Below are 22,027 nucleotides of genomic sequence, written 5' to 3' on the forward strand. Positions count from 1 at the left end.
ACCCCGCGCGTGGCCCGGCTTGGCGGTCACGTCGCCGGATCGTGCCCCCGCGCTGCCGCTCCGGCCGCCCGCTCCCGCTCCATCCGCCGCAGCACGCCGCGCTGGATCTTCCCCGTCGCCGTCACCGGCAGCGCGTCCACGAACTCCACGGCGCGCGGATACTCGTGCGCGGCCAGCCGCTCGCGCACGAAGCCCTGCAATTCCGCCGCCAGCGCCGCCGAGGGCGCGAACCCGTCCCGCAGCACCACCCACGCCTTCACCAGCTCGGTGCGCACCGGGTCCGGCACGCCGATCACCGCCGCGACCGCCACCGCCGGGTGGCGAGCCAGGCAGTCCTCCACCTCGCCCGGCCCGATGCGGTAGCCGGCGCTGGTGATCACGTCGTCGTCGCGCCCGACGAACCAGAGGTAGCCGTCCTCGTCCTGCCGGGCCGTGTCGCCGGTCAGCAGCCAGCCATTGGCGAATTTCGCCGCCGTCGCCCGGCTGTTGTTCCAGTAGCCGAGGAACATCACCGGATCGGGCCGCGCCACGCCGACCTGCCCGGCCTCGCCCACCGGCAGCTCGTTCCCCTCGGCGTCCACGATCGCCACGCGGTGCCCCGGATAGGGCTTCCCCAGCGATCCCGGCCGCACCGGGTAGAGCCGGCTCGCATTCCCCGCGACCAGGTTGCATTCGGTCTGGCCGTAGAATTCGTGCAGCGTCAGCCCGAAGCCCGCCTTCGCCCACTCCAGCAGCTCCGCGCCCAGGGTCTCGCCGCCGCTGGCGATGCTGCGCAGCGCGACGCCCGCCGGCGGCGGACCGGCCGCGCGCAGCAGGCGCAGCGCGGTGGGCGGCATGAACACGTTGCGCACCGCGTGCCGCGCCATCAGCGCATAGGCCGCCTCGGGGTCGAACTTGCGCGCCCGGTGCGCCAGCACCGGCACGCCGTGGTGCAGCGAGGGCAGCAGCACGTCGAGCAGACCGCCGATCCAGGCCCAGTCCGCCGGGCTCCACATCAGGTCGCCCGGCTGCGGGAAGAAGTCGTGCGGCAGCTCCACGCCCGGCAGGTGCCCGAGCAGCACGCGGTGCGCGTGCAGCGCCCCCTTCGGGTTGCCGGTGGTGCCGGAGGTGTAGATCATCAGCGCCGGGTCGTCCGCGCCCGTCGGCACGTGCTCGCCATGCGGCGAGGCCTGGGCCAGCGCCGCCTCCCACGCGATGCCGGGCGCCGGCACGAAGCCCGCGCCCGTCACCCAGATCCGCTCCAGCGCCGGCAGCTGCCCGAGCAGCGGCAGCAGCCGCGCCAGGCCCTCCATGTCGGTCAGCACGCCGCGCGCGCCGCTGTCGGCGAGCCGGTAGAGCAGCGCCTCCGCGCCGAACAGCACGAAGAGCGGCACGCTCACCACGCCCGCCTTGAACGCGCCGAGATGCCCGATCGCCACCTCGGCCGATTGCGGCAGCAGGATCGCCAGCCGGTCGCCGGGCAGGAAGCCCTCCACCCGCAGCAGGTTGCTGAAGCGGCTGCTCTGCCGGTCGAGCGCGTGGAAGCCCGTCACCCGCGTCGTGCCGTCCGCCTCCGCGGCGATGACGGCCGGCCTGTCCGGGCCGGCGGCATGGCGGCAGATGTCGAGGCCGATGTTGAACCGGGCCGGCACCGACCAGCGGAAATCCGCCCGGTGACGCGCCCATCGCGCCGCCGCGTCGCTCTCTCCCGGACCGCTCACCGCGTCGCCTCCCCTGTTCCGTGCGGCGATCCTATCAGGGGGCGAGGCCCGCCGGCAGCGGCGGCCACCGGATGACGACGAGCCGGACGGTCGGCCATCGGCGGGGGCTCCGGCTGTCGCCGATGCCCGATCGGCGAACGGGAAGAGGCCTGGGCGGGCTCCGCCCTCCTGCCGGATGGGGTTCGGGGAAGGCGGCGCCTTCCCCGAGGCCACGATGCCGGACGGAAGGGGCGCCGGCCTCGACTCACCCGCCCGGCGCGGTGTTCGGCACCACCGGCGCGGGCGCCTCGCCACGCGCCGCCAGCGAGCGCGGCAGCCCCTCGGCCGAGAGCGGCAGCACCGCCCCCAGCCACAGCGCGTGGACCAGATGGTCGGCCCAGGGATCGTCGGTGTTGGGATGCACGAACACCGTCAGGCCGAGCCGGTTGAGCATCAGCCAGAGCACGAATTCCGCGAACAGCGCCTTGTCGAACGCCACCTGGTACATCGGCGCGGCGTGCGGCCCCACCGTCTTCTCGTGCCAGCGGCCGAGCTGCACCGCGAAGCGCGCCCCGATCCAGCCGCGCAGCCGCTCCGCCGCCGGCCGTGTCGCCGCGTCGAAATAGATGTGCGCGTGGTAGCTGGCGATCGCGGCGGGATCCGCCGGCATGGCCGGGTGTTCCATGCGCTCCCTCCGCCCCGGCCGGCGATGTCGGCACGGGCCGTCGCCAGCCTGGACGGATCCGGCGCCGCTGGGAAGGGGCCGGAACGGTCGCCGGCAGGAGAACGGCGCCCTCGCCGCCGACGGGATTTCGCGAAAATGGAGAATTTCTTATGAAAAAACAACCAGAAGGTTTCATTTCGTGGATCTGATCGACTTGGAACAGGAATTATTGCTCCTGGTATGCAATCAGCGATAGAAGCGGGCATTCCCTTTTCTCCGAGCATCCGAGCCGACCTTGAGCGCCGGGACCTCCTACGAACACGGCGCGATCGAGGCCGCCGGCACCACCCGTCGTCCGGGCCGGCAGGCTGGCGCCGGGGAAGGCGCGCCCACCTGGCACCGGCCGGCGGCCCCCGACGGCCAGGGTGCCGGCCCGCCCGGCCACAGGCCCGGCACGGCGTGGCGGCCCGGCCGGCTCCTGGCCCGCGCGTCGCGGCCGGGCCGCCGGGCCGCCGCCTTCGCCCGCCGCTCCGCCATCCGCTGGGCCATCCGTTGGGCCGCCCGCTGGACCGCCCGCTGGACCGCCCATTGGGACGCCCTGAACGGCCGCGCGGCGCCGCTGTCGCCCGCCCTCTACCTGCTGCTGCTCATGGCCATCCTGGCGCCGATCGGGCTGATGGCGGCCGGCGCCTGGGTCACCTGGCGCGGCGCCTGGGGAGAGGCGCGCCACGAGGTCAAGCACACCGCCGATGCCGTGGCCGAGTACGCGGCGCGCACCTTCGACAGCCAGGTGCTGCTCGCGCGCGGGGTGAACGACCTGCTGCGCGGCCTCGACGACGCCACGGTGCGCCTCAACGAGCCGAGCCTGCATCTCGCCCTGCGCCGCATGACGGGCCGCGCCCCCGCCGTGGCGACGCTGCTCGTCCTCGACCGCGACGGCTACCCGCTGGTCAGCGCCGACCTCGACCCCGTGCCGCGCGACGTGTCGCTGCGCGACCGGGACTACCACGCCGCCCTGCGCCGCCCCGGCGCGCCGGAGGTGCGGATCGCCACGGAGCGGCAGGAGCCGGGGGAGGGCCACGTCGCCGGCGTTCCCTTCGCCGTCGCGCTGCGGCGGCAGGACACCGGCAACAAGGCGGCGGGCGTCGACGGCTTCGACGGCGTGGTGGTGGTGCTGCTGCGTCCGCCGGTGATCGCCGAGGGCTTCGGCCGCCTCGCCAGTCCCGGCGACGTGGTGGCCCTGGTGCGCGAGGACGGCCAGATGCTGGCGCGCCATCCCGACGCACCTCGTCCCCCCGCGTCCGGCGCCGCCGCGGACCCCGGTCCGTCGGAGGCCGGCCCGGGGCGGAGCGACGGCGTGACGGCCACCCGACCCCTGCCGGACTACGGCCTGCGGGTCGTCGTCACCCGGCCCGCCGGCGGCATCCGCGAGCGCTGGCGGGAGGTGCTGCTGCCGCAGCTCGCCATCGGCCTGCCGGCGCTGCTGGCGCTGCTGGCCCTGTCCTACCTGGCGCTGCAGCGCAGCCGCAGCGCGGCCGAGGCGCAGGCGGCGCTGCGCGAGGCGGCCGCGCGCCGCACGGCGGGCGAGGCGCTGCGCACCAGCCAGGCCAGGCTGCATCTGGTGCTGGAGGCCGCGCGCCTCGGCACCTGGGAGATCGATCTCGACGGGGCAGGGGGGGCGGGGCAGGCGGGTGCCGGCCCCGCTGGCGGCCTCACCTGGTCCGCCCGCGCCGCCGCGCTCTGCGGCCTGCCGGCCGACGCCACGGTGCGGCAATTGTACCGCCGCGTGCATCGCGAGGACCGGCCGCGCCTGCACGCGCTGCTGCGCCGCCTGCGGGCGGGCGACGGCGCCGAGCTGCAGGACGAGTTCCGCCTGCGGCGCCAGGATGGCTGGCGCTGGCTGGCGGTCGCCGGCCGGCGGATCGCGCCCCCGGCGGCCGGACCGGGGCGCGCCGCCCCGTCGCGCCGTGCCGCCGGCATCCTGCTCGACATCACCGAGCGGCGCGAGGCCGAGGAGCGGCGCGCCCTGCTGGTGCAGGAGGTGGACCACCGCGCCAAGAACGCCCTGGCCGTGGTGATCTCGCTGCTGCGCCTCGCGCCGCGCCACGACGCGGCGGCCTTCGCCGCGACGGTGGAGGCGCGGATCGGCGCCATGGCCCGCGTGCACGCCCTGCTGGCCGATGGCGGCTGGAGCGGCACCGCCCTGCGCGCCATCGCCGAGGGCGAGCTGCGCCCCTATGCCGCCGGCCCCGGCCGGCCGCCCCGCGTGCGGCTCGACGGTCCCTCCGTGCACCTGGAGCCGCAGGCGGCGCAGGCCCTGTCCATGGCGCTGCACGAGCTGGCGACCAACGCCGCCAGGCACGGCGCGCTGTCGCGCCCGGAAGGATCGGTGTCGCTGTGCTGGTCCGTCGGCGGAAGGGGCGGGGAATTGCGGGTCGAGTGGCGCGAGCGCGGCGGCCCGGCCGTGGCCGCCCACCCGTCGCGCGGCTTCGGCGTGCGCCTGATCGAGGCCACCGCCCGGGCGCAGCTCGGCGCCATGCCCGCCTGGCACTGGGAGGCGGAGGGGCTGCGCTGCGTGCTCGCCATCGCCCCCGGCCGCTTCGCCGTCGACGCCGCGCCCCCGGCGCAGGACTGATCACGCCCCCGGCGCAGGACTGATCGCGCCTCCGGCGCAGGGCTGCTTCCGGCCCGCGCGGGTCCCGGCGCAGGCGGGCCGGTCCCGCGCGCCGGCCTCAGCCGGGCGGGTACTCGGTGTCGAGCAGCGGGAAGGCGCTGTGCACGTGCGGCTCCGCCACCGGCCGCGCCGGCGCGAGGCAGGCGCGGTCGAGCTGCCCGAACCCCGTCGCCCCGAGCAGCCCCAGGCACTCCGCCGCCTCCACCTCCAGCAGCTCCAGCGCCCGCACCACCCCCTCGGCCCCGGCTGCCGCCAGCCCGTAGCAATAGAGCCGCCCGAGCCCGACGAGATCGGCCCCGAGCGCCACCGCCTTCACCAGGTCGGTGCCGCGGTACACCCCGCCATCCATCCAGACCTGCGCCCGCCCCGCCACCGCCTCGACCACCTCCGGCAGCACGTCCAGCGAGCCGCGGCCGTGGTCGAGCTGCCGCCCGCCATGGTTCGAGACGTAGACCACGTCCACCCCGTGCTCGCAGGCGAGCGCCGCGTCCTCGCCCGTGCCGATGCCCTTCAGGATCAGCGGGATCGCGTGCCGCTCCTTGAACCGCGCCACCTCGCGCCAGCTCAGCGCCGCCTGGTGCCTCTGCTCGCTGCCCTGCACCGTGGCGCGCCAGGGCTTGGCGAAGCGCCGCGCGATGTCGCGCTCGCGCCGCGAATAGACCGCCGTGTCCACCGTCAGGCAGAACATGTCGTACCCCGCCGCCACGGCGCGCGCGACGACGTCGTCCACCCACGCATCGTCGCCGCGCACGTAGAGCTGGAACACCTTGGGCCCGTCCGCCGCCGCCGCGATCGGCTCCAGCCCCGGCTGCGTCACGGAGCTGGCCATGAACGGCACCCCGAACGCCGCCGCCCCGCGCGCCACCGTCGTCCCGCCCTGCTTCTCGAAATCGAGCGATTCGAGCCCGCCCACCGGCGCCAGGATCACCGGCAGCCGGATCGACCGCCCCTGGAACCGCCCCCATGGGAACCGCCCCGTGCAGTCGATGCGCGACACGTCGCGCAGCACGCGCGGCCGGAACGCCCAGCCATCCAGCGCCGCGCGGTTGCGCCGCACCGTCGTCTCGGTCTCCGTCCCGCCCACCAGATAGTCCCAGACATTCGGGTGCAGCGCCGCGCGCGCCGCCCGCACCAGCTCGTGCAGGGTCAGGAACCGGCCCTCGGTCTGGCTCAGCCCCTCCGTCTGGCTCAGACCCCCGGTCTGGTTCAGCCCCCCTGTCTGGTTCAGCATGGAAGTCCCCTCCGTCCCGCCCCTGCGTGGGGGCTTTTCGGGCGCGACCTTGCGCGGCTTCGCGGCGCCCCGCAACGGGCTGCCGGCGACCCGCCGAGGCTGATTCGCCCCGCCCACCTTGTCACCGCCCCGACTTCCTGCTTCCACCACCGCGATGCCGTTCACCCGCACCGCCCTCGGCCGCGCCACCCTCGCCCTGCTGCTGGTCGGCTTCCTCTGCCTGCTCGGCCTCGGCGGCGCCACGCTCTGGCTGGTGGAGCAGACGCGCGGCTTCACCGCCCGCGTCGAGCAGACCCAGCTGGTGCGCAGCCTCGCCTACCAGGCCCTGGCGCAGCTCCAGAACCTGGAGACCGGCCAGCGCGGCTACCTGCTCACCCAGGACCGCGCCTACCTCGCCCCCTACGAGGAGGCGCGCGCCCGCCTGCCCGACCTGCTGGCGCGGCTCGCCGCCGTCACCGTCACCGCCACCGGCCGGCAGATGACCGGCGAGCTCGGCCGCCTCGCCGACGAGAAGCTCGCCGAGCTGGCCGAGACCATCGCCCTGGTCGATGCCGGCAACCTGCCCGGCGCCGTCGCCGTGGTGCGCACCGACCGCGGCAGGCGCCTGATGGACGAGGCGCGCCTCGACATCGACCGGCTGATCGGCACCACCACCACGCGGCTCACCGACGCCACCGGCCGGCTCGTCGCGAATGCGCGCTGGCTGCTCTGGGTCACCCTCGCCGCCATCGCCGTCATCGTCCTGGTCGCCGGCTTCTCGCTCTGGCTGTTCCGCCGCTACGCCGCCGAGCTGGAGCAGGCGGGCCGGGAGGTGCAGGCGGCCAACGCCGCGCTGGAGCGGCGCGTGCACGAGCGCACCGCCGACCTCGAGGCCGCCAACGCCGAGATCCAGCGCTTCGCCTACATCGTCAGCCACGACCTGCGCGCGCCGCTGGTCAACGTCATGGGCTTCACCGCCGAGTTCGAGATCGGCGTCGAATCCCTGCGCGCCCTGGTGGACCGCGTCGAGGCCGAGGCCCCGGCGCTGCTCACCGCCGAGGCCCGCACCGCCGCGCGCGAGGACCTGCCCGAGGCCGTCTCCTTCATCCGCTCCTCGACGCAGCGCATGGACGGGCTGATCAACGCCATCCTCAGGCTCTCGCGCGAGGGCCGGCGGCGCCTGGTGCCGGAGCGGCTGCGCATGGCCGAGCTGGTCGGCGGCCTCGCCAAGACCGTGCGGCACCAGCTCGAGGAGCGCGGCGCCGTCATCGAGGTGGCGCCGGACCTGCCCGACCTCACCTCGGACCGAATCGCGCTGGAGCAGATCTTCGGCAACCTGCTCGACAACGCCGTGAAGTACCTCGACCCCGCCCGCCCCGGCCGCATCGAGGTGCGCGGCCGCCTCGACCGCGGCCCCGTGGGCGGCCCGGCCGGGGGGCAGGCGGTCTACGAGGTCGAGGACAACGGCCGCGGCATCCCGGCCCGCGACCACGAGCGCATCTTCGAGCTGTTCCGCCGCTCCGGCGCCCAGGACCGGCCGGGCGAGGGCATCGGCCTCGCCCATGTCCGCGCCCTGGTCCGCCGCCTCGGCGGCTCCATAGGCTGCGACTCGGAGCCCGGACGCGGCTCGGTGTTCCGGATCGTGCTGCCCAGGGTTACAGTCGCGACGACAGGGGACGATCAGCCATGAACACCGCCGCCCAGGCCGTGACCATCGTGATGGTCGAGGACGACGAGGGTCATGCCCGCCTGATCGAGCGCAACCTCAAGCGCGCCGGCGTCTTCAACGAGGTGCGGCATTTCGCGAGCGGCACCGCGGCCATCGAGCACCTGTTCGGCCCCGACGGCCCGAACGGCCGCCCCGTGCTGGTGCTGCTCGACCTCAACCTGCCCGACATGAGCGGCTTCGACATCCTGGCGAAGCTGAAGGAGGACCCGAAGCTGCGCTTCGCGCCGGTGATCGTGCTCACCACCACCGACGACGAGCGCGAGATCCGCCGCGGCTACGAGCTCGGCTGCAACGTCTACATCACGAAGCCGGTGAACTACGAGACCTTCGCCCAGGCGATCCGCCAGCTCGGCCTGTTCCTGGCGGTGATCCAGGTGCCGGAAGCCCCGTGAGCCCGGCCGCGCGCCGCGGCACGCGCCCCGCGCCCGGCCGTTCCGCGCCCGGCCGTTCCGTGCCGCCGGGCGCCGCCCCCCCATGACCGACGCCCCGCGCCGCGTGCTCTACATCGACGACGACGCGGGCATCCGGCGCCTCGTGCAGCGCGACTTCGAGCGCCACGGCTACGCCGTCACCCCGGCCGCCGACGGCACCGAAGGGCTGCGCCTCGCCGCCGCCGAGCCGTTCGACGCGATCTGCCTCGACCACTTCATGCCCGGCCAGGACGGGCTGGAGACGCTGGCCGCGCTGCGCGCCCTGCCCGAGCCGCCGCCGGTGATCTACGTCACCGGCTCCGAGGAGGGGCGCATCGCCGTCTCGGCGCTGCGCGCGGGCTCGGCCGACTACGTCATCAAGGAGGCGGGCGGCGACTTCCTGATGCTGCTGCGCGCCGCCGTCGCCGACGCGATCGAGCGCGAGGCGCTGCGCCGCGCCAAGGAGGCGGCCGAGCGCGAGGTGCGCGAGGCGCGCGACCGCGCCGAGGAGCTGGCCCGCCAGCGCGCCATGCTGCTGCGCGAGGTGAACCACCGCGTCGCCAACAGCCTCCAGCTCATCGCCTCGCTCACCCGGCTGCAGGAGAACACGCTGACCGACCCCGCCGCGCGCGGCGCGCTGGCCGAGATGCGCAGCCGCGTCGCCGCCGTGGCGCAGGTCCACCGGCGCCTCTACACCTCGGACGACGTCAACAACGTCGCCCTCGACGACTACCTGGCCGGCCTGGTGGGCGAGCTGGAACGCTCCATGGCCCTGACCCCGCAGGGCTGCGGCATCTCGCTCGACGCCGAGCCGCTGAGCGTGCCGACGGACAAGGCCGTCTCGCTCGGCGTGATCGTGGCGGAACTGGTGACCAACGCGGTGAAGTACGCCTACCCCGAGGGCGGCGGCCCGATCCGCATCCGCCTGCGCGCCCCCCGGGGAAGCGCGCCAGGGGGCGAACCGGCGAGCAGGGCGGGCGACGCGACGCTGACGGTGGAGGATGACGGCATCGGCAGCGGCGGCGCCGGCCCCACGCGCGGCACCGGCCTCGGGCGGCGCGTGGTGGAGGCGCTGGCCGGCAGCCTCGGCGGCCGGGTGGAGGCGCAGGAGCGGTCGCGGGGCACGGCCATCGTGGTGAGCTTCCCAGCGGGGGAATAGGCGGGGAATAGGCGGGGGAACGGCCCGTCTCCCGGCGGGCACCCCCGGCGCTGGAAGGTCGGGGACGGGAAGGGGGGAGGACGGAAGGGGCGCCGCCCAACCGCGCGCCGCCTCGCCCGTTGACCCCGTCGCGCTCCTCTCCGCATTCTCCGGCGCCGGAAGACGGAAAGGGGAGGATCGCCATGCAGGCCGGAAAGGCCTTCCTGCGCGCGGCGCTGGCATTCGGGCTGCTCTCGGCCACCCCGCCCGCGCCGCGGGCCGCCGAGTATCCCGCCCCGCGCGAGGCCGACTGGATCGCCCGCGACTTCCGCTTCCACGACGGCACCGTGCTGCCCGAGCTGCGCCTGCACTACGCCACGGTCGGCGAGCCGACCGGCGAGCCGGTGCTGGTCCTGCACGGCACCGGCGGCAGCGGCACCGGCCTGCTGAGCCCCGCCTTCGCCGGCGAGCTGTTCGGCCCCGGCCAGCCGCTCGACGCCACGCGCCACTTCGTCATCCTGCCCGACGCGATCGGCACCGGCGGCTCGTCCAGGCCCTCCGACGGGCTGCGCGCCGGCTTCCCGCGCTACGACTACGAGGACATGGTGCGCGCGCAGCACCGCCTGCTCACCGAGGGGCTGGGCGTGCGCCACCTGCGCCTGGTGCTCGGCAATTCCATGGGCGGGATGGAAGCCTGGGTCTGGGGCTACACCTTCCCCGACTTCATGGACGCGCTGGTGCCGATGGCCTCGCAGCCCACGCCGATGGCCGGCCGCAACTGGATGCTGCGCCGCCTGCTGGTCGAGACGATCCGCAACGACCCGGCCTACGCCAACGGCAACTACGCCGCCCAGCCGCCCTCGCTGCGCTGGGCCAGCACCTTCTTCGACGTGGCCACCAACGGCGGCACGCTGAACCTCTCGGCGCGCGGCGCCACCCGCGAGGGCGCCGACCGCTACGTCGAGGAGCGCCTCGCCCTGCCCGCGCCGCGCGACGCCAACGACTTCATCTTCCAGTGGGCCGCCTCGGCCGACTACGACCCGACGCCCCATCTCGGGCGCATCCGCGCCCCGGTGCTCGCCATCAATTCCGCCGACGACGAGCGCAACCCGCCCGAGACCGGCGCCACCGAGCGCGCCATGGCGCGGCTGCCGAACGGCCGCCTGCTGCTCATCCCCGCCAGCACCGAGACGCGCGGCCACGGCACCACCGGCCAGGCGCGCTTCTGGGCCGCGGCGCTGGGCGAGTTCCTGCAGTCCGTGCCGCGGCGGGAGGCGGCGCGCTGACGCGCCGCGCCGGCCGGCGCCCGCCGGCGCCACGCCCGCCGATGGACTTTCCTTAACCCGCACCATCCCGGATCGCGCTTGCATTCGGCCTGCCGGCGCGGCCTCCTCGGGCGGGGCCGCACGGAACGGCCACCGCGAAACACGGACGTGAAACACGGGCCGGCCCCCAGCCGCCGCAGCCGCGACGGCGCCGGGATGCCGGGGGAGGAAATCCGGATGGAACTCGAAACGCGCACCATCGCGCGCGTCACGAAGCGGCTGATCCCGTTCCTGATCGTCTGCTACTTCGTCGCCTATCTCGACCGCGTGAACGTCGGCTTCGCCGCGCTGCAGATGAACGCCGACCTCGGCCTCTCGGCCGCCGCCTACGGCTTCGGCGCCGGCATCTTCTTCATCGCCTACTTCTTCTTCGAGGTGCCCTCGAACCTGCTGCTGGAACGCTTCGGCGCCCGCGTCTGGATCGCGCGCATCATGTTCACCTGGGGCCTGCTCTCGGGCGCCATGGCCTTCATCCCCGCCATCGCGCGCGGCACCGGCCTCTCGAACGAGGCGGTGTTCTACACCATCCGCGTGCTGCTCGGCGCCGCCGAGGCCGGCTTCTTCCCCGGCATCATCTTCTACCTCACGCTCTGGTTCCCCTCGGCCTACCGCGCCCGCATGGTCGGCTACTTCATGGCCGCCATCCCGCTCTCCACGGTGATCGGCGCGCCCGTCTCGGGCCTGCTGCTCGGCCTGCACGGCGCCTGGGGCTTCAACGGCTGGCAGTGGATGTTCGTGCTGGAGGCGATCCCGGCCCTGATCCTCTCCGTCTGCGTGCTGCTCTACCTGACCGACCAGCCCGCCCAGGCCGCCTGGCTCGACCCCGCCGCCCGAGACTGGCTCGCCACGCGCCTCGCGCAGGAGCGGCGCCAGCGCGAGGCGGCGCGCCACTTCGGCGTCGTCGAGGCGCTGCTCAACCCGCGCGTCCTCGCCATCGGCCTGATCTACTTCGGCGCCGTCTCGACGAATTACGGGCTCAGCTTCTTCCTGCCCACCATCGTCAAGGATTTCGGCCTGACCAACGCGCAGACCGGCTTCGTCACCGCGCTGCCCTACCTCGTCGGCACCATCGGCATGGTCTGGTGGGGCCGCCAGTCGGACCGCACCGGCGAGCGCAAGCTGCACGTCGCCCTGCCGCTGCTGATCGCGGCCGCCGGCATCGCCGCCTCCACCGCCTTCACGGACCCGGGCGCGAAGATGCTCGCCCTCTCCATCGCGGGCTTCGGCATCTTCGCCTGCCTGCCGGTGATCTGGACGCTGCCCACCGCCTTCCTCGCCGGCCCGGCCGCGGCGGGCGGCATCGCCGCGATCAACTCCATCGGCAACCTCGCGGGCTTCGCCGGCCCCTACGCGATGGGCTGGATCAAGGACCGCACCGGCAGCTTCGACCTCGGCCTGCTCTGCCTCGCCGCCGCCGGCCTCGTCGGCATGGCGATCGTGCTGCTGCTGCGCCACGACGCCCACCTGGAACGGGCGCCGGGCGAGGCGCGCCCGCGTCCCGTGCCGGTCTCGGCGCGCTGAGGCCCCGGGGCGCCGAGCGGGGGAGGGCGTTGCCCTCCCCCGCGCCCCCTCCCACCAAAGGGCGAAGCCCCTTCGGAAACCCCGCTCTGGAGAGACGGCCCGGTGGCATCGGCACCCGGGAACCAGACGGACGGAGGTCCGGGAGGGCCTCGCCCTCCTGGTGGATGGGGTCCCCAGGGGCCCTTGGGGAAGGCGACGCCTTCCCCGGGGGGCGGATGGGGACTACTCCGCCGCCACCCGTCCCGGCGCGTGCCCCGGCAGCCCCCCGGGTGCCATCGCCTCGAACACCCCGTCCCGCCGCACCAGCGCGTGGTACAGCGCCGCCGCGAAGTGCAGCAGGATCAGCGCGAAGAAGGCGAGGGCGAGGTAGTGGTGCGCGCCCCACAGCACCGAATGCAGCGTCGCGCTGCGCGGCATGATCGGCGGCAGCGCCCAGCCGCCGACCATCGTCGCCGGATAGCCCGCCGCCGAGAGCATCGCCCAGCCCAGCAGCGGCAGGGCGAGCATCAGCGCGTAGAAGGCGTAGTGCGAAAGGCGCGCCGCCAGCTTCATCGCCTCCGGCATGCCGGCCGGCAGCGGCGGCGCGCCGTGGCGCCAGCGCAGCAGCAGCCGCACCAGCGCCAGCACCAGGATGGCGATGCCGAGCGGCCGGTGGATCGCCACCATTACCAGGTAGATCGGGCGGATGGTGGAGACCATGCCGACGCCGATGAACAGCATCGCCAGGATGCACAGCGCCATCGCCCAGTGCAGCGCGCGCTGCGCCGGCGTGAAGCGGGCCGCGCCCGCGATCGTCGTCCCGCTCATCGCCCGCCTCCCGTCGCCCGCCGGTATTCCTCCACCTCCGCCGTGCGCCGGTCGTAGGACTTGGCGTAGGCCGAGGAGCGCGCCGCCGGGAACGGATCGTCCGAGGTGCCCATCCCGTCCGGCAGCACGGCGGGGTCGAAGTTGAGGTCGCGGCACGCGCCCTCGGGCTCGGGCTGCGCCGCGTCGATCACCAGCGTGCCGACCTCCACCGTGCGCCGCTCCGCCGGCCAGGGCTTCGTCGGATCGGCGGTCGGGTCGCCGGGCTCGGCGACGGTCACCGCCAGGGTCCAGCGCACCGGCCCGGTGCGCAGCCGCTCCACGATGTCCTGGCGCAGGAAGTCCGGCCCGCGCTGGCCGAGCTGCTCGGCCGTCACCGGCACCGGCGCCGCCGCCGGGATCAGCGACCAGCGCACCACCCGCGCCGTGCCGCCGGCATCGGTGAAGGTGAAGCTGTTGAGGCCGTTGAAGCGCGTCTCCGCCCAGCTCGCCGTCTTCGGCGCGGTGCGGATCCAGTTGACGAAGGCGCCGAAGGAGGGGTGCGCGGCGGCGAATTCCTGCATCCGCTCCGGCCGGCCGCTGCCCGCCGCCTGCTGCAGCGCGTAGAAATCCTCGGGCGTCGCCACCGGGAAGACCGGCGGGTCGATCATGGCGCTGCGCCATTCCTGCCCGTCCGGCGCCGCGATGCGCCACCCGAAGCCGCGCACCGGCACCGAGGCGTCGGGCGAGGCCGGGTTCGGCCCGGCGATGTTGAGCCGCCCCAGCACCGGGAAGCTTCCCTGCGCCAGCATCGGCGCCCGCGACAGCGCCGCCCCGGCGCCGTTCGCCTCGAAGCGGCCGGTGACGCAGATGCCCTTGGCGTGGTTGCGCCGGAAGCCGAGCGCCGGGCCGCCCGGCGGCGCCAGCGAGTCCACCAGCCGGTCGGGCGTCAGCCGGCCGGGCGCGAGCCAGCCGGCGGTATAGGCGAAGGCGGCGCCGACGACGCCGACCAGGGCGGCGATCAGCACCAGGGAACCGAGGGCGGAACGCGGGGGCGAACGGCTCGGCTGCGGCATGCGGCACATCCTGATCTGTTGGCTGATCTGTTGGTCGTGCCCGCGGCGCCAGGGCCCCGGATTCCGGGGCCCTGGATTCGGGAAGGCCGGGCGGGCCCGACGGGCGGGATGCTGCATGCCCGCGCCCCCGGGTGGGAAGGCCGCCCCCGTTCCGCCGGGCCGCGCGGGCGGACAAAAGATTTCGATGGCGTCGCATGCCGGGGCGTCGCATGCCGGCGGCGCATCCCGGCCGCGATCCGCCTTTCCCGACGGGCCGCGCGTTGCTTCCATGATAATGCGCCGCGTGCCCGGGATCGCCGCGCCGCCCGCCATGCGGCATCCGTCCGAAGCCGCCCCGCCCGGCCACGCCTGGCCTCCGTCCGGAACCGCCCCGACCCCCGCCCGCCACGAAACCCGCCATCCGGCCGGCGCCGCGCTTGACGCAACCGCCACGCCTGCCTCCACATCGGGGCCGAACACCGGCAGGCCGCCCATGCGCGGCCGGGAGGAGCGCCGCATGACCGTCGCCGAGACCGCCACCGCGCCATCCCTGGCGCCATCCCTGGCGCCATCCCCGGCGTCGCCCCTGCTCCGGGAGGAGGCCGACGGCATCGTCACCCTCACCCTGAACCGCCCGGAGACGCGCAACAGCCTCTCGCGCGCCATGCTGGAGGCGCTGGACGGCACGCTCGCCCGCCTCGCCGCCGACCGCTCGGTCCGCGCCGTGGTGCTGGCCGCGCGGGGCACCGTCTTCTCCGCCGGCCACGACCTCAGGGAGATCACCGCCGCGCGCGACGCCCCCGATGCCGGCCGCGCCGTCTTCGCCGACCTGATGGAACGCTGCGCCGCGGTGATGCTGCGCGTGCAGTCCCTGCCGCAGCCCGTCATCGCCGCCGTCGAGGGCGTCGCCACCGCCGCCGGCTGCCAGCTCGTCGCCACCTGCGACCTCGCCGTGGCGGGGGAGGGGGCGCGCTTCTGCACCCCCGGCGTCGATATCGGCCTGTTCTGCTCCACCCCCGCCGTCGCCCTCTCGCGCGCCGTGCCGCGCAAGGCGGCGATGGAGATGCTGCTGCTGGGCGAGATGATCCCGGCCGGGGAGGCGCACCGCATCGGCCTCGTCAACCGCGTCGTCCCCGCCGGCGGGGCGCTGGCGGCGGCGCAGGACCTCGCCCGCCGCATCGCCGCCCGCTCGGCGCTCACCATCCGTCTCGGCAAGCAGGGCTTCTACGCCCAGTCGGGCATGGAGGTGGCCGAGGCCTACGCCCACGCCGCCGGGGTGATGGTGGAGAACCTGCTCGCGCGCGACGCCGCCGAAGGCATCGGGGCCTTCCTCGGCAAGCGGCGCCCGGTCTGGGAGGACCGCTGATGGACACGAATGCGACCCCTGGCGCGCCCTCTGAAGCGTCCCCCGGCACGCCCCTTGGCACGCCCCCCGGCGCCGCCCCCGGCCTCTACGACACCGGCCTCGAACGCTGCCCGGCCAACCACCAGCCGCTGACGCCGCTGCTCTTCCTCGAACGCGCCGCGGAGGTGTTCCCGGACCACACCGCCATCGTCCACGGCGCGCTGCGCCGTCCCTACCGCGAGCTGCGCGAACGCTGCGTCCGCCTCGCCCACGCGCTGTCGCAGCGCGGCATCGGGCGCGGCCACACCGTCGCGGCGCTGCTGCCCAACACGCCCGCCATGCTGGAATGCCACTACGGCGTGCCGATGGCCGGCGCCGTGCTGAACGCGCTGAACACGCGCCTCGACGCCGGCACCATCGCCTACATCCTCGACCACGGCGAGGCGCGGCTCGTCATCGTGGACCGCGAATTCGTCCCCCTGCTGCGCGACGCGCTCGCCCTCGCCGAGCACCGCCCCGAGATCGTCGAGGTGGACGACCCCGAGGCCCCCGCCGCCGCCCGCGCCCATACGCTGGTCGGCCTCGGCTACGAGGAATTCCTGGCGCAGGGCGACCCCGCCTTCGCCTGGCCCATGCCCGCCGACGAGTGGGACGCGATCACGCTCAACTACACCTCCGGCACCACCGGCCGGCCGAAGGGCGTGGTGTACCACCACCGCGGCGCCTCGGTGCTCTCCACCGGCAACGTGCTCTCGGCGGGCATGGTGCAGCATCCGGTCTATCTCTGGACGCTGCCCATGTTCCACTGCAACGGCTGGTGCTTCCCCTGGACCGTCACGGCGATGGCCGGCACCCATGTCTGCCTGCGCCAGGTGCGCGCCGACGTGCTGTGGGAGGCGATCGGCGAGTTCGGCGTGACGCACATGTGCGGCGCGCCGATCGTGATGCAGACGCTGCTCTCGCTGCCGGCGGCGCAGCGCCCGGCGCTCGCCGGGCCGCTGCACTTCCTCACCGCCGGCGCGCCGCCGCCCGAGGCCGTGCTCGCCGCGATGCGCGAGGCCGGCATCCGCGTCACCCACATCTACGGGCTGACCGAGGTGTACGGCCCCGTCGTCGTCAACGCCTGGCACGCGGAATGGGACGCGCTGCCCTCCGCCGAGCAGGCCGCGCTGATGGCGCGCCAGGGCGTGCGCTACCTCGCCCTCGAGGGGCTGGAGGTGATGGACCCCGAGACCATGCGCCCGGTCCCGCGCGACGGGCAGACCATGGGCGAGGTGATGCTGCGCGGCAACGCGGTGATGAAGGGCTACCTGAAGGACCCGGAGGCGACCGCGGCCGCCTTCCGCGGCGGCTGGTTCCACACCGGCGACCTCGCCGTGCGCTACCCGGACGGCTACATCCAGCTCAGGGACCGCGCCAAGGACATCATCATCTCCGGCGGCGAGAACATCTCCTCGATCGAGGTGGAGGACGCGCTCTACCGCCACCCCGCCGTCGCCATGGCCGCCGTGGTGGCGCGCCCCGACGAGAAGTGGGGCGAGACGCCCTGCGCCTTCGTCGAACTGAAGCCCGGCGCCGCCGCCACCGAGGCGGAGCTGATCGCGCATGTCCGCGGCCAGATCGCGCACTACAAGGCGCCGCGCAGCATCGTCTTCGCGCCGCTGCCGCGCACCTCGACCGGCAAGATCCAGAAGGCGGTGCTGCGGCAGGAGGCGAAGCGGCTCTAGAGCGGATCGCCGGAGGGCAGCTACGCCCGGAGGCGTGAATCCGCGCTGAGAACAACGAGCTACGGCGAACCGCAGTCCCAACCGGACTGCGGTTCGCCGTAGAGCATTTTCAAGCTCGGTGTACTCACCCGGCAACTCGGAAAATGCGAGAAACCAGAAGGCTGGAGCCGTTCCGGGCCGATACGGACGGGCTGGAACGGCTCCGGGCCGGCCGGGCGCGGGCGATGCGCGATGCCCGCGCTCAGGGCCGCCGGCCCGCCCGCAGCTCGATCGCGAGCGCCAGGGCCAGCGCCACGGCCCCGGCCGCGAACAGCGGCGCGTGCCGCCCGGTCGCGGCGAACAGCGCCGACATGGCGTAGGCGCCCGCCGCCTGCCCCACGGCCCAGGCCACGGTCGCGGTGGCCCAGGCGGCGCGGCGCGCCTCGGCGTCGGGCGCCAGCTCCTGCACCCGGCCGAGGGCCAGCGAGGAGACGGACGGCGTGCAGGCCCCCGTCACCACGCAGGAGAGCGCCAGCAGCGCCGCCGCCACGCCCCCCATCTCGTCCCCCGGGCCGAGCGGCAGCGCCGGCAGCGCGATGCAGGCGCACTGCACGGCGTAGCAGAGGCGCAGCGCGGCGCGGAAGCCGATGCGGTCCGCCAGCCGCCCGCCCAGCAGCGGCCCGGCCAGCGCGCCGAGGCCGAACAGCACCCAGTGCCAGGCGCCTGCCGCCAGCCCGGCGCCGCGGCCGCGGGCGATGAAGTCCACCAGGAACACCATGTGCGGCACCAGCCCGACCGCGTTCAGCGCGTAGGCCGCGACCAGCCCGCGCAGCGCCCGGCGGGCCGTGCCGTCCCGGCCCGTCCCCCCGGCCTCGGCCGCCGGGACGGCCGCGCGGGTCGAGGGCGCTGGCGCGACGGCGGAGGGCAGGGGGGCCGCCGTCTCGGGCCAGCGGTTCCAGGCCAGCGCGGTGAGCGCGAGGCAGAGCGCCCCGAGCCCGAGCCACGCGCCGCCCGGCCCGCCCCGCAGCAGCAGCGGCACCAGCGTGCCCGACAGCGCGATGCCGAGCCCGACGCCCGTGAAGATCAGCCCGGCGGCGAGGCCGCGCCGGGCCGGCGGCATGCGGGCCAGCGCGGCATTGGCGCCGACCACCATCAGCACCCCGCCCGCGATGCCCGCCGCGACGCGCCAGCCGCCGGTCCAGAGCAGCGGCCCCCAGGTCCCTTCGCCCCATCCCCCCGACGATCCCCCCGGCCCGTGCCCCGGCCCACGCCAGGCGCTGGCGAGGCAGGACAGGGCGGCGAGCAGCATGGCGCCGCGCAGCAGCGGCCGCAGCGGCAGCCGCGCCGCCGCCCGCCCCGCCAGCAGCGCCCCGGCGAGGTAGCCGAGCAGGTTGCTGGCGCCGAGGAAGGCGGCCTGCGGCGCGGTGAACCAGCCGGCCTGGATCAGCGCCGGCAGCAGGGGCGTGTAGCTGAAGCGGGCGAGGCCGATCCCGGCCAGCAGCCCGCACAGCCCGGCCAGCGCGGGGGCGAGCGAGGCGGGCGGGGCGGCGCCGGACGCGGCGTCGCCCGCGGGATCGCCACCGGGGCGCGCCCCCGCGGCACCGACGGTCGGGGGCCGGGCGGCGCCCGGCAGGTCCCCAGGCGAGGTACCAGGGGGGACGCTGTGGGAAGCGCCAGGGGAAGCGCCAGGGGAGGCGCCTGCGGGAGGGGCGTCATCCGGGGAGCGGGCTGCCGGGGGCGCGTCGGAAGGGGTTCCCGGCCGGGCGTGCGTCGTCGTCGTTGCCTCCCTGGGTTCCGGCGCCGCCGAACCGGGCCGCCTGCCGGCGCCGCCGGGCCGGCCCCTTTCCGACTGCGCCGGATCGGGGCCGAGGCTAGGATGGGACAGGCATCGTGGCCAGGGCGGGCCAGCGCCAGGGTGGACCACCGAAGGGCGGTCGGCGCCCGGTGGTGTCGGGCCCTGCCGCGACGGCGGCGTGAATCCGCGCCGAGAACAACGAGCTACAGCGAACCGCAGTCCCAACCGAACTGCGGTTCGCTGTAGACGAGCCCCGGCGGGGCGATCGCCCTGCCAGGGCTCGCGGGCACAGGCGCAGGCAGGAGATCCGCATGGCAGGCAGCACCGTCATCCGCCTCTACGGCAGCCAGGACGCCGCCGCGCGGACGGTGGCGGCGCTGGAGGCGGCGGGTTTCCCGCGCGAGGACATCGCCCTGGTCGGAGGCGACGCGGAATCGGCGGCGGCACCCATCCTCGATGCGCCCGAGGACCCGCTGACCGACCACGGCGACACCGCCGGCGGGGCCGGCACCGGCGCCTCGATCGGTTCCGTGCTGGGTGGCGGCACCGGCCTGCTGGCCGGGCTCGGGCTGCTGGCGGTGCCGGGGCTCGGGCCGGTGGTCGCGGCCGGCTGGCTGGTCTCGGCGCTCGCCGGCGCGGCGGCCGGGGCGGCGGCGGGCGGGCTGCTCGGCGCGCTCACCGAGGCCGGCGTGGAGGAGGAGAGCGCGCGCGACCATGCCGAGGGAGTCCGGCGCGGCGGCACGCTGGTGACGCTGCGCGCCCCGGACCCGGCCGCCATCGCCATGGCCGAGCGGATCATGGCGCGGCACGGCCCGATCGAGCCGCCGCCGCGCGACGGCGCCTGAGCGCCGGTTCGAGCGGCCGGCGGCGGGATGGCGAGGGCCGCCCCGTGCCGGGAAGCGGGGGCCGCCGGCTGCCCCGAGGCTCTCCCCCCGTTCCGTGGGCCCGGATCCCTTGGGCCCGGATCCCTGGACACGGACTCCTGGGCGCGAATCCCTGGGCGCGGAAAGGTCCCGCCGGACCGGTCCGCGCGCCGCTCGAACCGTCTCCGAGCTGACCAGGGCCTGGGCCGGTCGCATGGCCGGAAGCCGCCCGGCGCCGCGCCCGCGAGAGCCGTCCCTGCCCGGCCGTATCGGGCTGGAACGGCTCCAGCCTTTCGATCCGGCGCATCTTCCGAGCCGCCGGGCGCGTGCGCTCGGCCCGAGGTTGCCCGCGCGGCGCGGCCGCCGGCCCGTGCGGGCAGGGGGCGGGATCAGCCCTCCTTGCGCAGGTTCCAGAAGGTGGCGAAGCCCGGCAGCACGCCGGAGAGGCCGCGCCGGTAGGCGGTGGCCTGGAAGTACTGGCCGAGCGGCACGAAGGGCACCGTCTCGAAGGCGCGGGCCTGCATCGCGGCCGCCGCGGCCTGCCGGGCGGGCAGGTCGGGCGCGTCGAACCAGCGGGCGCGCAGCGCCTCCAGCTCGGGGTCGTCGGGCCAGCCGAACCAGCCGGCCTGGCCGTTGGCGCGCAGCATGGTGTTGCCGGCCGGCGTCGCGTTGTCGGCGCCGGCGCTGAAGGTGACGAAGGCGCTCCAGCCGCCCTGCGAGGCCGGGGCGCGGCTGCCGCGCCGGGTGAGCACCGAGCCCCAGTCGATCGCCTGGTAGTCCACCACCATGCCGAGGCGCCGCAGCAGGTCGGCCACCACCTCGCTCATCGCGCGCAGGTGCGGGAAGTCCGTCGCCACCAGCAGCACCACCGGCTCGCCCGCGTAGCCGGCCTCGGCCAGCGCGCGGCGGGAGCGGCCGAGGTCGCGCGGGGCGGTCAGCACCGCCATGCCGGCCTCCGAGGCGTAGGGGCTGCCCGGGGTGAACACGCCGGCGGGGACGCGCCACATGGCCGGGTCGTCGCCGGCGGCGGCGATCATGCAGTCCTGCTGCGGGATGGCGCCGAGCACGGCGCGGCGGACGCCCGGGTTGTCGAAGGGCGGGTGCAGGTGGTTCATGCGGAAGCCGCCGCAGTAGCCGGCCGGGTCCTGCACCTCGACGCGCAGCCGGGCGTTGCGGCGCAGCTGCGGCACGAGGTCGGGCAGCACGAAGTCCCACCAGTCCACCTCGCCCGCCGCCAGGGCGGCGGCGGCGGTGGCGGGGTCGGGGGTGGTGAGCCATTCCACCCGGTCGAGATGCACCACCTTGGGGCCGGCGGTGCCGCTCGGCGTGCCGGCGGCGAGCGGCACGTAGTCGGGGTTGCGGGCATAGACGGCGCGGGCGCCGGGCACGCGCTCGGCCGCCACGAAGCGGAACGGGCCGCTGCCCACCATCTCCGTCACCTGGGTGGTGGCGGGGGTCAGGGCCAGCCGCTCGGGCATCATCGCCGGCATGTACACGCCCGACTTGCCGAGCGCGACGGGCAGCAGCGGGAAGGGCCGCCGCAGGCGGAAGACGAGGCGGCGGTCGTCGGCGGCGGCCAGCTCGTCGGTGGCGGCCATGAGCGTGCCGCCGAAGCCGTCGCGGCTGGCCCAGCGGCGGATCGAGGCGACGCAGTCGCGCGCCAGCACCGGCGTGCCGTCGTGCCAGCGCAGCCCCTCGCGCAGCGTCAGCGTCCAGCGGCGGCCGTCATCCTCCACCACGTGCCCGGCCACCATCTGCGGGTGCGGCGCGTAGCCCGCATCCTGGCCGTAGAGCGTGTCGAACACCATGAAGCCGTGGTTGCGGGTGACGTAGGCGGTGTTCCAGTGCGGGTCGAGCGTCGAGAGGTCGGCCTGCGGGATGAAGCGCAGCGTCCGCGCGGCCGGGGTGCTCCCCTGGGCGCGCCCGATGCGCGGCGCGGCGAGCGTGGCGCCGATCCCGGCGGCGAGCAGTTGGCGTCGGCGCATCGGCGGGCTCCCGGCAGGGGTGGGGCGGCGGGGGAGGGCGGGGGATCGCCTGCGGCACTGCAACAGATGCCGCCCGGCCTGTCGAGCGCGGCGCGTGGCGGTCCGGCGGCGGGCCGCCGCTCCCCGCCGCCGGCGCCTCCACCGC

16 protein-coding genes are annotated in these 22,027 nt (G+C 75.6%); 9 read left to right on the forward strand and 7 right to left on the reverse strand.

Annotated features, from left to right (window positions below):
• Positions 1-26: 26 nt before the first annotated feature.
• Positions 27-1,700, reverse strand: a complete 1,674-nt coding sequence (locus M0638_RS06450) for an acyl-CoA synthetase (protein ID WP_248666145.1) — start codon at positions 1,698-1,700, stop codon at positions 27-29.
• A 244-nt stretch (positions 1,701-1,944) separates the two neighbouring features.
• On the reverse strand, positions 1,945-2,364 hold the full coding sequence (locus M0638_RS06455; RefSeq protein ID WP_248666146.1) for a DOPA 4,5-dioxygenase family protein: 420 nt from the start codon (positions 2,362-2,364) through the stop codon (positions 1,945-1,947).
• A gap of 274 nt (positions 2,365-2,638) precedes the next feature.
• Here M0638_RS06455 and M0638_RS06460 point away from each other — a divergent pair, with 274 nt between their 5' ends.
• Positions 2,639-4,978: a sensor histidine kinase gene (locus tag M0638_RS06460; protein WP_248666147.1), complete on the forward strand. Its 2,340-nt coding sequence runs from the start codon at positions 2,639-2,641 to the stop codon at positions 4,976-4,978.
• 97 nt (positions 4,979-5,075) lie between these two features.
• Here the strand turns inward: M0638_RS06460 and M0638_RS06465 are convergent, their stop codons facing one another.
• On the reverse strand, positions 5,076-6,248 hold the full coding sequence (locus M0638_RS06465; RefSeq protein ID WP_248666148.1) for an alpha-hydroxy acid oxidase: 1,173 nt from the start codon (positions 6,246-6,248) through the stop codon (positions 5,076-5,078).
• A 154-nt stretch (positions 6,249-6,402) separates the two neighbouring features.
• On the opposite strand from M0638_RS06465, the gene M0638_RS06470 reads away from it, so the two are divergent.
• From M0638_RS06470 to M0638_RS06490, 5 genes are all read left to right on the forward strand, one after another.
• Complete coding sequence (locus tag M0638_RS06470) at positions 6,403-7,917, forward strand: sensor histidine kinase (protein WP_248666149.1); 1,515 nt, start codon at positions 6,403-6,405, stop codon at positions 7,915-7,917.
• Positions 7,914-8,348, forward strand: a complete 435-nt coding sequence (locus M0638_RS06475; protein ID WP_248666150.1) for a response regulator — start codon at positions 7,914-7,916, stop codon at positions 8,346-8,348. Before M0638_RS06470 ends, M0638_RS06475 begins: the two co-directional genes overlap by 4 nt.
• Positions 8,349-8,430: 82 nt before the next feature.
• Positions 8,431-9,525 carry a sensor histidine kinase gene (locus M0638_RS06480; protein ID WP_248666151.1) on the forward strand — a complete coding sequence of 365 codons (1,095 nt, stop codon included), beginning with the start codon at positions 8,431-8,433 and terminating at the stop codon, positions 9,523-9,525.
• A gap of 182 nt (positions 9,526-9,707) precedes the next feature.
• The gene (locus M0638_RS06485) at positions 9,708-10,790 is read left to right on the forward strand and encodes an alpha/beta fold hydrolase (protein ID WP_248666152.1); all 1,083 of its coding nucleotides are present in this window, start codon (positions 9,708-9,710) and stop codon (positions 10,788-10,790) included.
• Between the two features lie 216 nt (positions 10,791-11,006).
• Positions 11,007-12,350, forward strand: a complete 1,344-nt coding sequence (locus M0638_RS06490) for an MFS transporter (protein ID WP_248666153.1) — start codon at positions 11,007-11,009, stop codon at positions 12,348-12,350.
• A gap of 222 nt (positions 12,351-12,572) precedes the next feature.
• Here the strand turns inward: M0638_RS06490 and M0638_RS06495 are convergent, their stop codons facing one another.
• Both M0638_RS06495 and M0638_RS06500 read right to left on the reverse strand, forming a co-directional pair.
• The gene (locus tag M0638_RS06495; protein WP_248666154.1) at positions 12,573-13,157 is read right to left on the reverse strand and encodes a cytochrome b; all 585 of its coding nucleotides are present in this window, start codon (positions 13,155-13,157) and stop codon (positions 12,573-12,575) included.
• Complete coding sequence (locus M0638_RS06500; RefSeq protein ID WP_248666155.1) at positions 13,154-14,209, reverse strand: catalase family peroxidase; 1,056 nt, start codon at positions 14,207-14,209, stop codon at positions 13,154-13,156. The genes M0638_RS06495 and M0638_RS06500 overlap by 4 nt, the downstream gene beginning before the upstream one ends.
• Positions 14,210-14,705: 496 nt before the next feature.
• Here M0638_RS06500 and M0638_RS06505 point away from each other — a divergent pair, with 496 nt between their 5' ends.
• Positions 14,706-15,554, forward strand: coding sequence for an enoyl-CoA hydratase (locus M0638_RS06505; protein ID WP_248666156.1), 849 nt, complete (start codon positions 14,706-14,708; stop codon positions 15,552-15,554).
• Positions 15,554-17,260, forward strand: coding sequence for an acyl-CoA synthetase (locus M0638_RS06510; RefSeq protein WP_248666157.1), 1,707 nt, complete (start codon positions 15,554-15,556; stop codon positions 17,258-17,260). Before M0638_RS06505 ends, M0638_RS06510 begins: the two co-directional genes overlap by 1 nt.
• Before the next feature lie 241 nt (positions 17,261-17,501).
• Here the strand turns inward: M0638_RS06510 and M0638_RS06515 are convergent, their stop codons facing one another.
• Positions 17,502-19,163 (reverse strand): YbfB/YjiJ family MFS transporter, encoded by a 1,662-nt coding sequence (locus tag M0638_RS06515; RefSeq protein WP_248666158.1) that lies wholly within the window; start codon positions 19,161-19,163, stop codon positions 17,502-17,504.
• A 182-nt stretch (positions 19,164-19,345) separates the two neighbouring features.
• On the opposite strand from M0638_RS06515, the gene M0638_RS06520 reads away from it, so the two are divergent.
• Positions 19,346-19,879, forward strand: coding sequence for a hypothetical protein (locus M0638_RS06520; RefSeq protein ID WP_248666159.1), 534 nt, complete (start codon positions 19,346-19,348; stop codon positions 19,877-19,879).
• Between the two features lie 407 nt (positions 19,880-20,286).
• On the opposite strand, the gene M0638_RS06525 is transcribed toward M0638_RS06520, so the two are convergent.
• The gene (locus M0638_RS06525) at positions 20,287-21,882 is read right to left on the reverse strand and encodes an ABC transporter substrate-binding protein (protein ID WP_248666160.1); all 1,596 of its coding nucleotides are present in this window, start codon (positions 21,880-21,882) and stop codon (positions 20,287-20,289) included.
• Positions 21,883-22,027 lie beyond the last annotated feature (145 nt).

This window comes from Roseomonas acroporae, assembly GCF_023223525.1.
Classification (GTDB): Bacteria; Pseudomonadota; Alphaproteobacteria; order Acetobacterales; family Acetobacteraceae; genus Roseomonas_E; species Roseomonas_E acroporae.

Excerpts from the sequence above, each read along its gene's own strand:
- M0638_RS06455 (WP_248666146.1), bottom strand. The coding sequence starts at position 2,364 with ATGGAACACCCGGCCATGCCGGCGGATCCCGCCGCGATCGCCAGCTAC.
- M0638_RS06465 (WP_248666148.1), bottom strand. The coding sequence starts at position 6,248 with ATGCTGAACCAGACAGGGGGGCTGAACCAGACCGGGGGTCTGAGCCAG.
- M0638_RS06470 (WP_248666149.1), top strand. The coding sequence starts at position 6,403 with ATGCCGTTCACCCGCACCGCCCTCGGCCGCGCCACCCTCGCCCTGCTG.
- M0638_RS06475 (WP_248666150.1), top strand. The coding sequence starts at position 7,914 with ATGAACACCGCCGCCCAGGCCGTGACCATCGTGATGGTCGAGGACGAC.
- M0638_RS06480 (WP_248666151.1), top strand. The coding sequence starts at position 8,431 with ATGACCGACGCCCCGCGCCGCGTGCTCTACATCGACGACGACGCGGGC.
- M0638_RS06485 (WP_248666152.1), top strand. The coding sequence starts at position 9,708 with ATGCAGGCCGGAAAGGCCTTCCTGCGCGCGGCGCTGGCATTCGGGCTG.
- M0638_RS06490 (WP_248666153.1), top strand. The coding sequence starts at position 11,007 with ATGGAACTCGAAACGCGCACCATCGCGCGCGTCACGAAGCGGCTGATC.
- M0638_RS06495 (WP_248666154.1), bottom strand. The coding sequence starts at position 13,157 with ATGAGCGGGACGACGATCGCGGGCGCGGCCCGCTTCACGCCGGCGCAG.
- M0638_RS06500 (WP_248666155.1), bottom strand. The coding sequence starts at position 14,209 with ATGCCGCAGCCGAGCCGTTCGCCCCCGCGTTCCGCCCTCGGTTCCCTG.
- M0638_RS06505 (WP_248666156.1), top strand. The coding sequence starts at position 14,706 with ATGACCGTCGCCGAGACCGCCACCGCGCCATCCCTGGCGCCATCCCTG.
- M0638_RS06510 (WP_248666157.1), top strand. The coding sequence starts at position 15,554 with ATGGACACGAATGCGACCCCTGGCGCGCCCTCTGAAGCGTCCCCCGGC.
- M0638_RS06520 (WP_248666159.1), top strand. The coding sequence starts at position 19,346 with ATGGCAGGCAGCACCGTCATCCGCCTCTACGGCAGCCAGGACGCCGCC.
- M0638_RS06525 (WP_248666160.1), bottom strand. The coding sequence starts at position 21,882 with ATGCGCCGACGCCAACTGCTCGCCGCCGGGATCGGCGCCACGCTCGCC.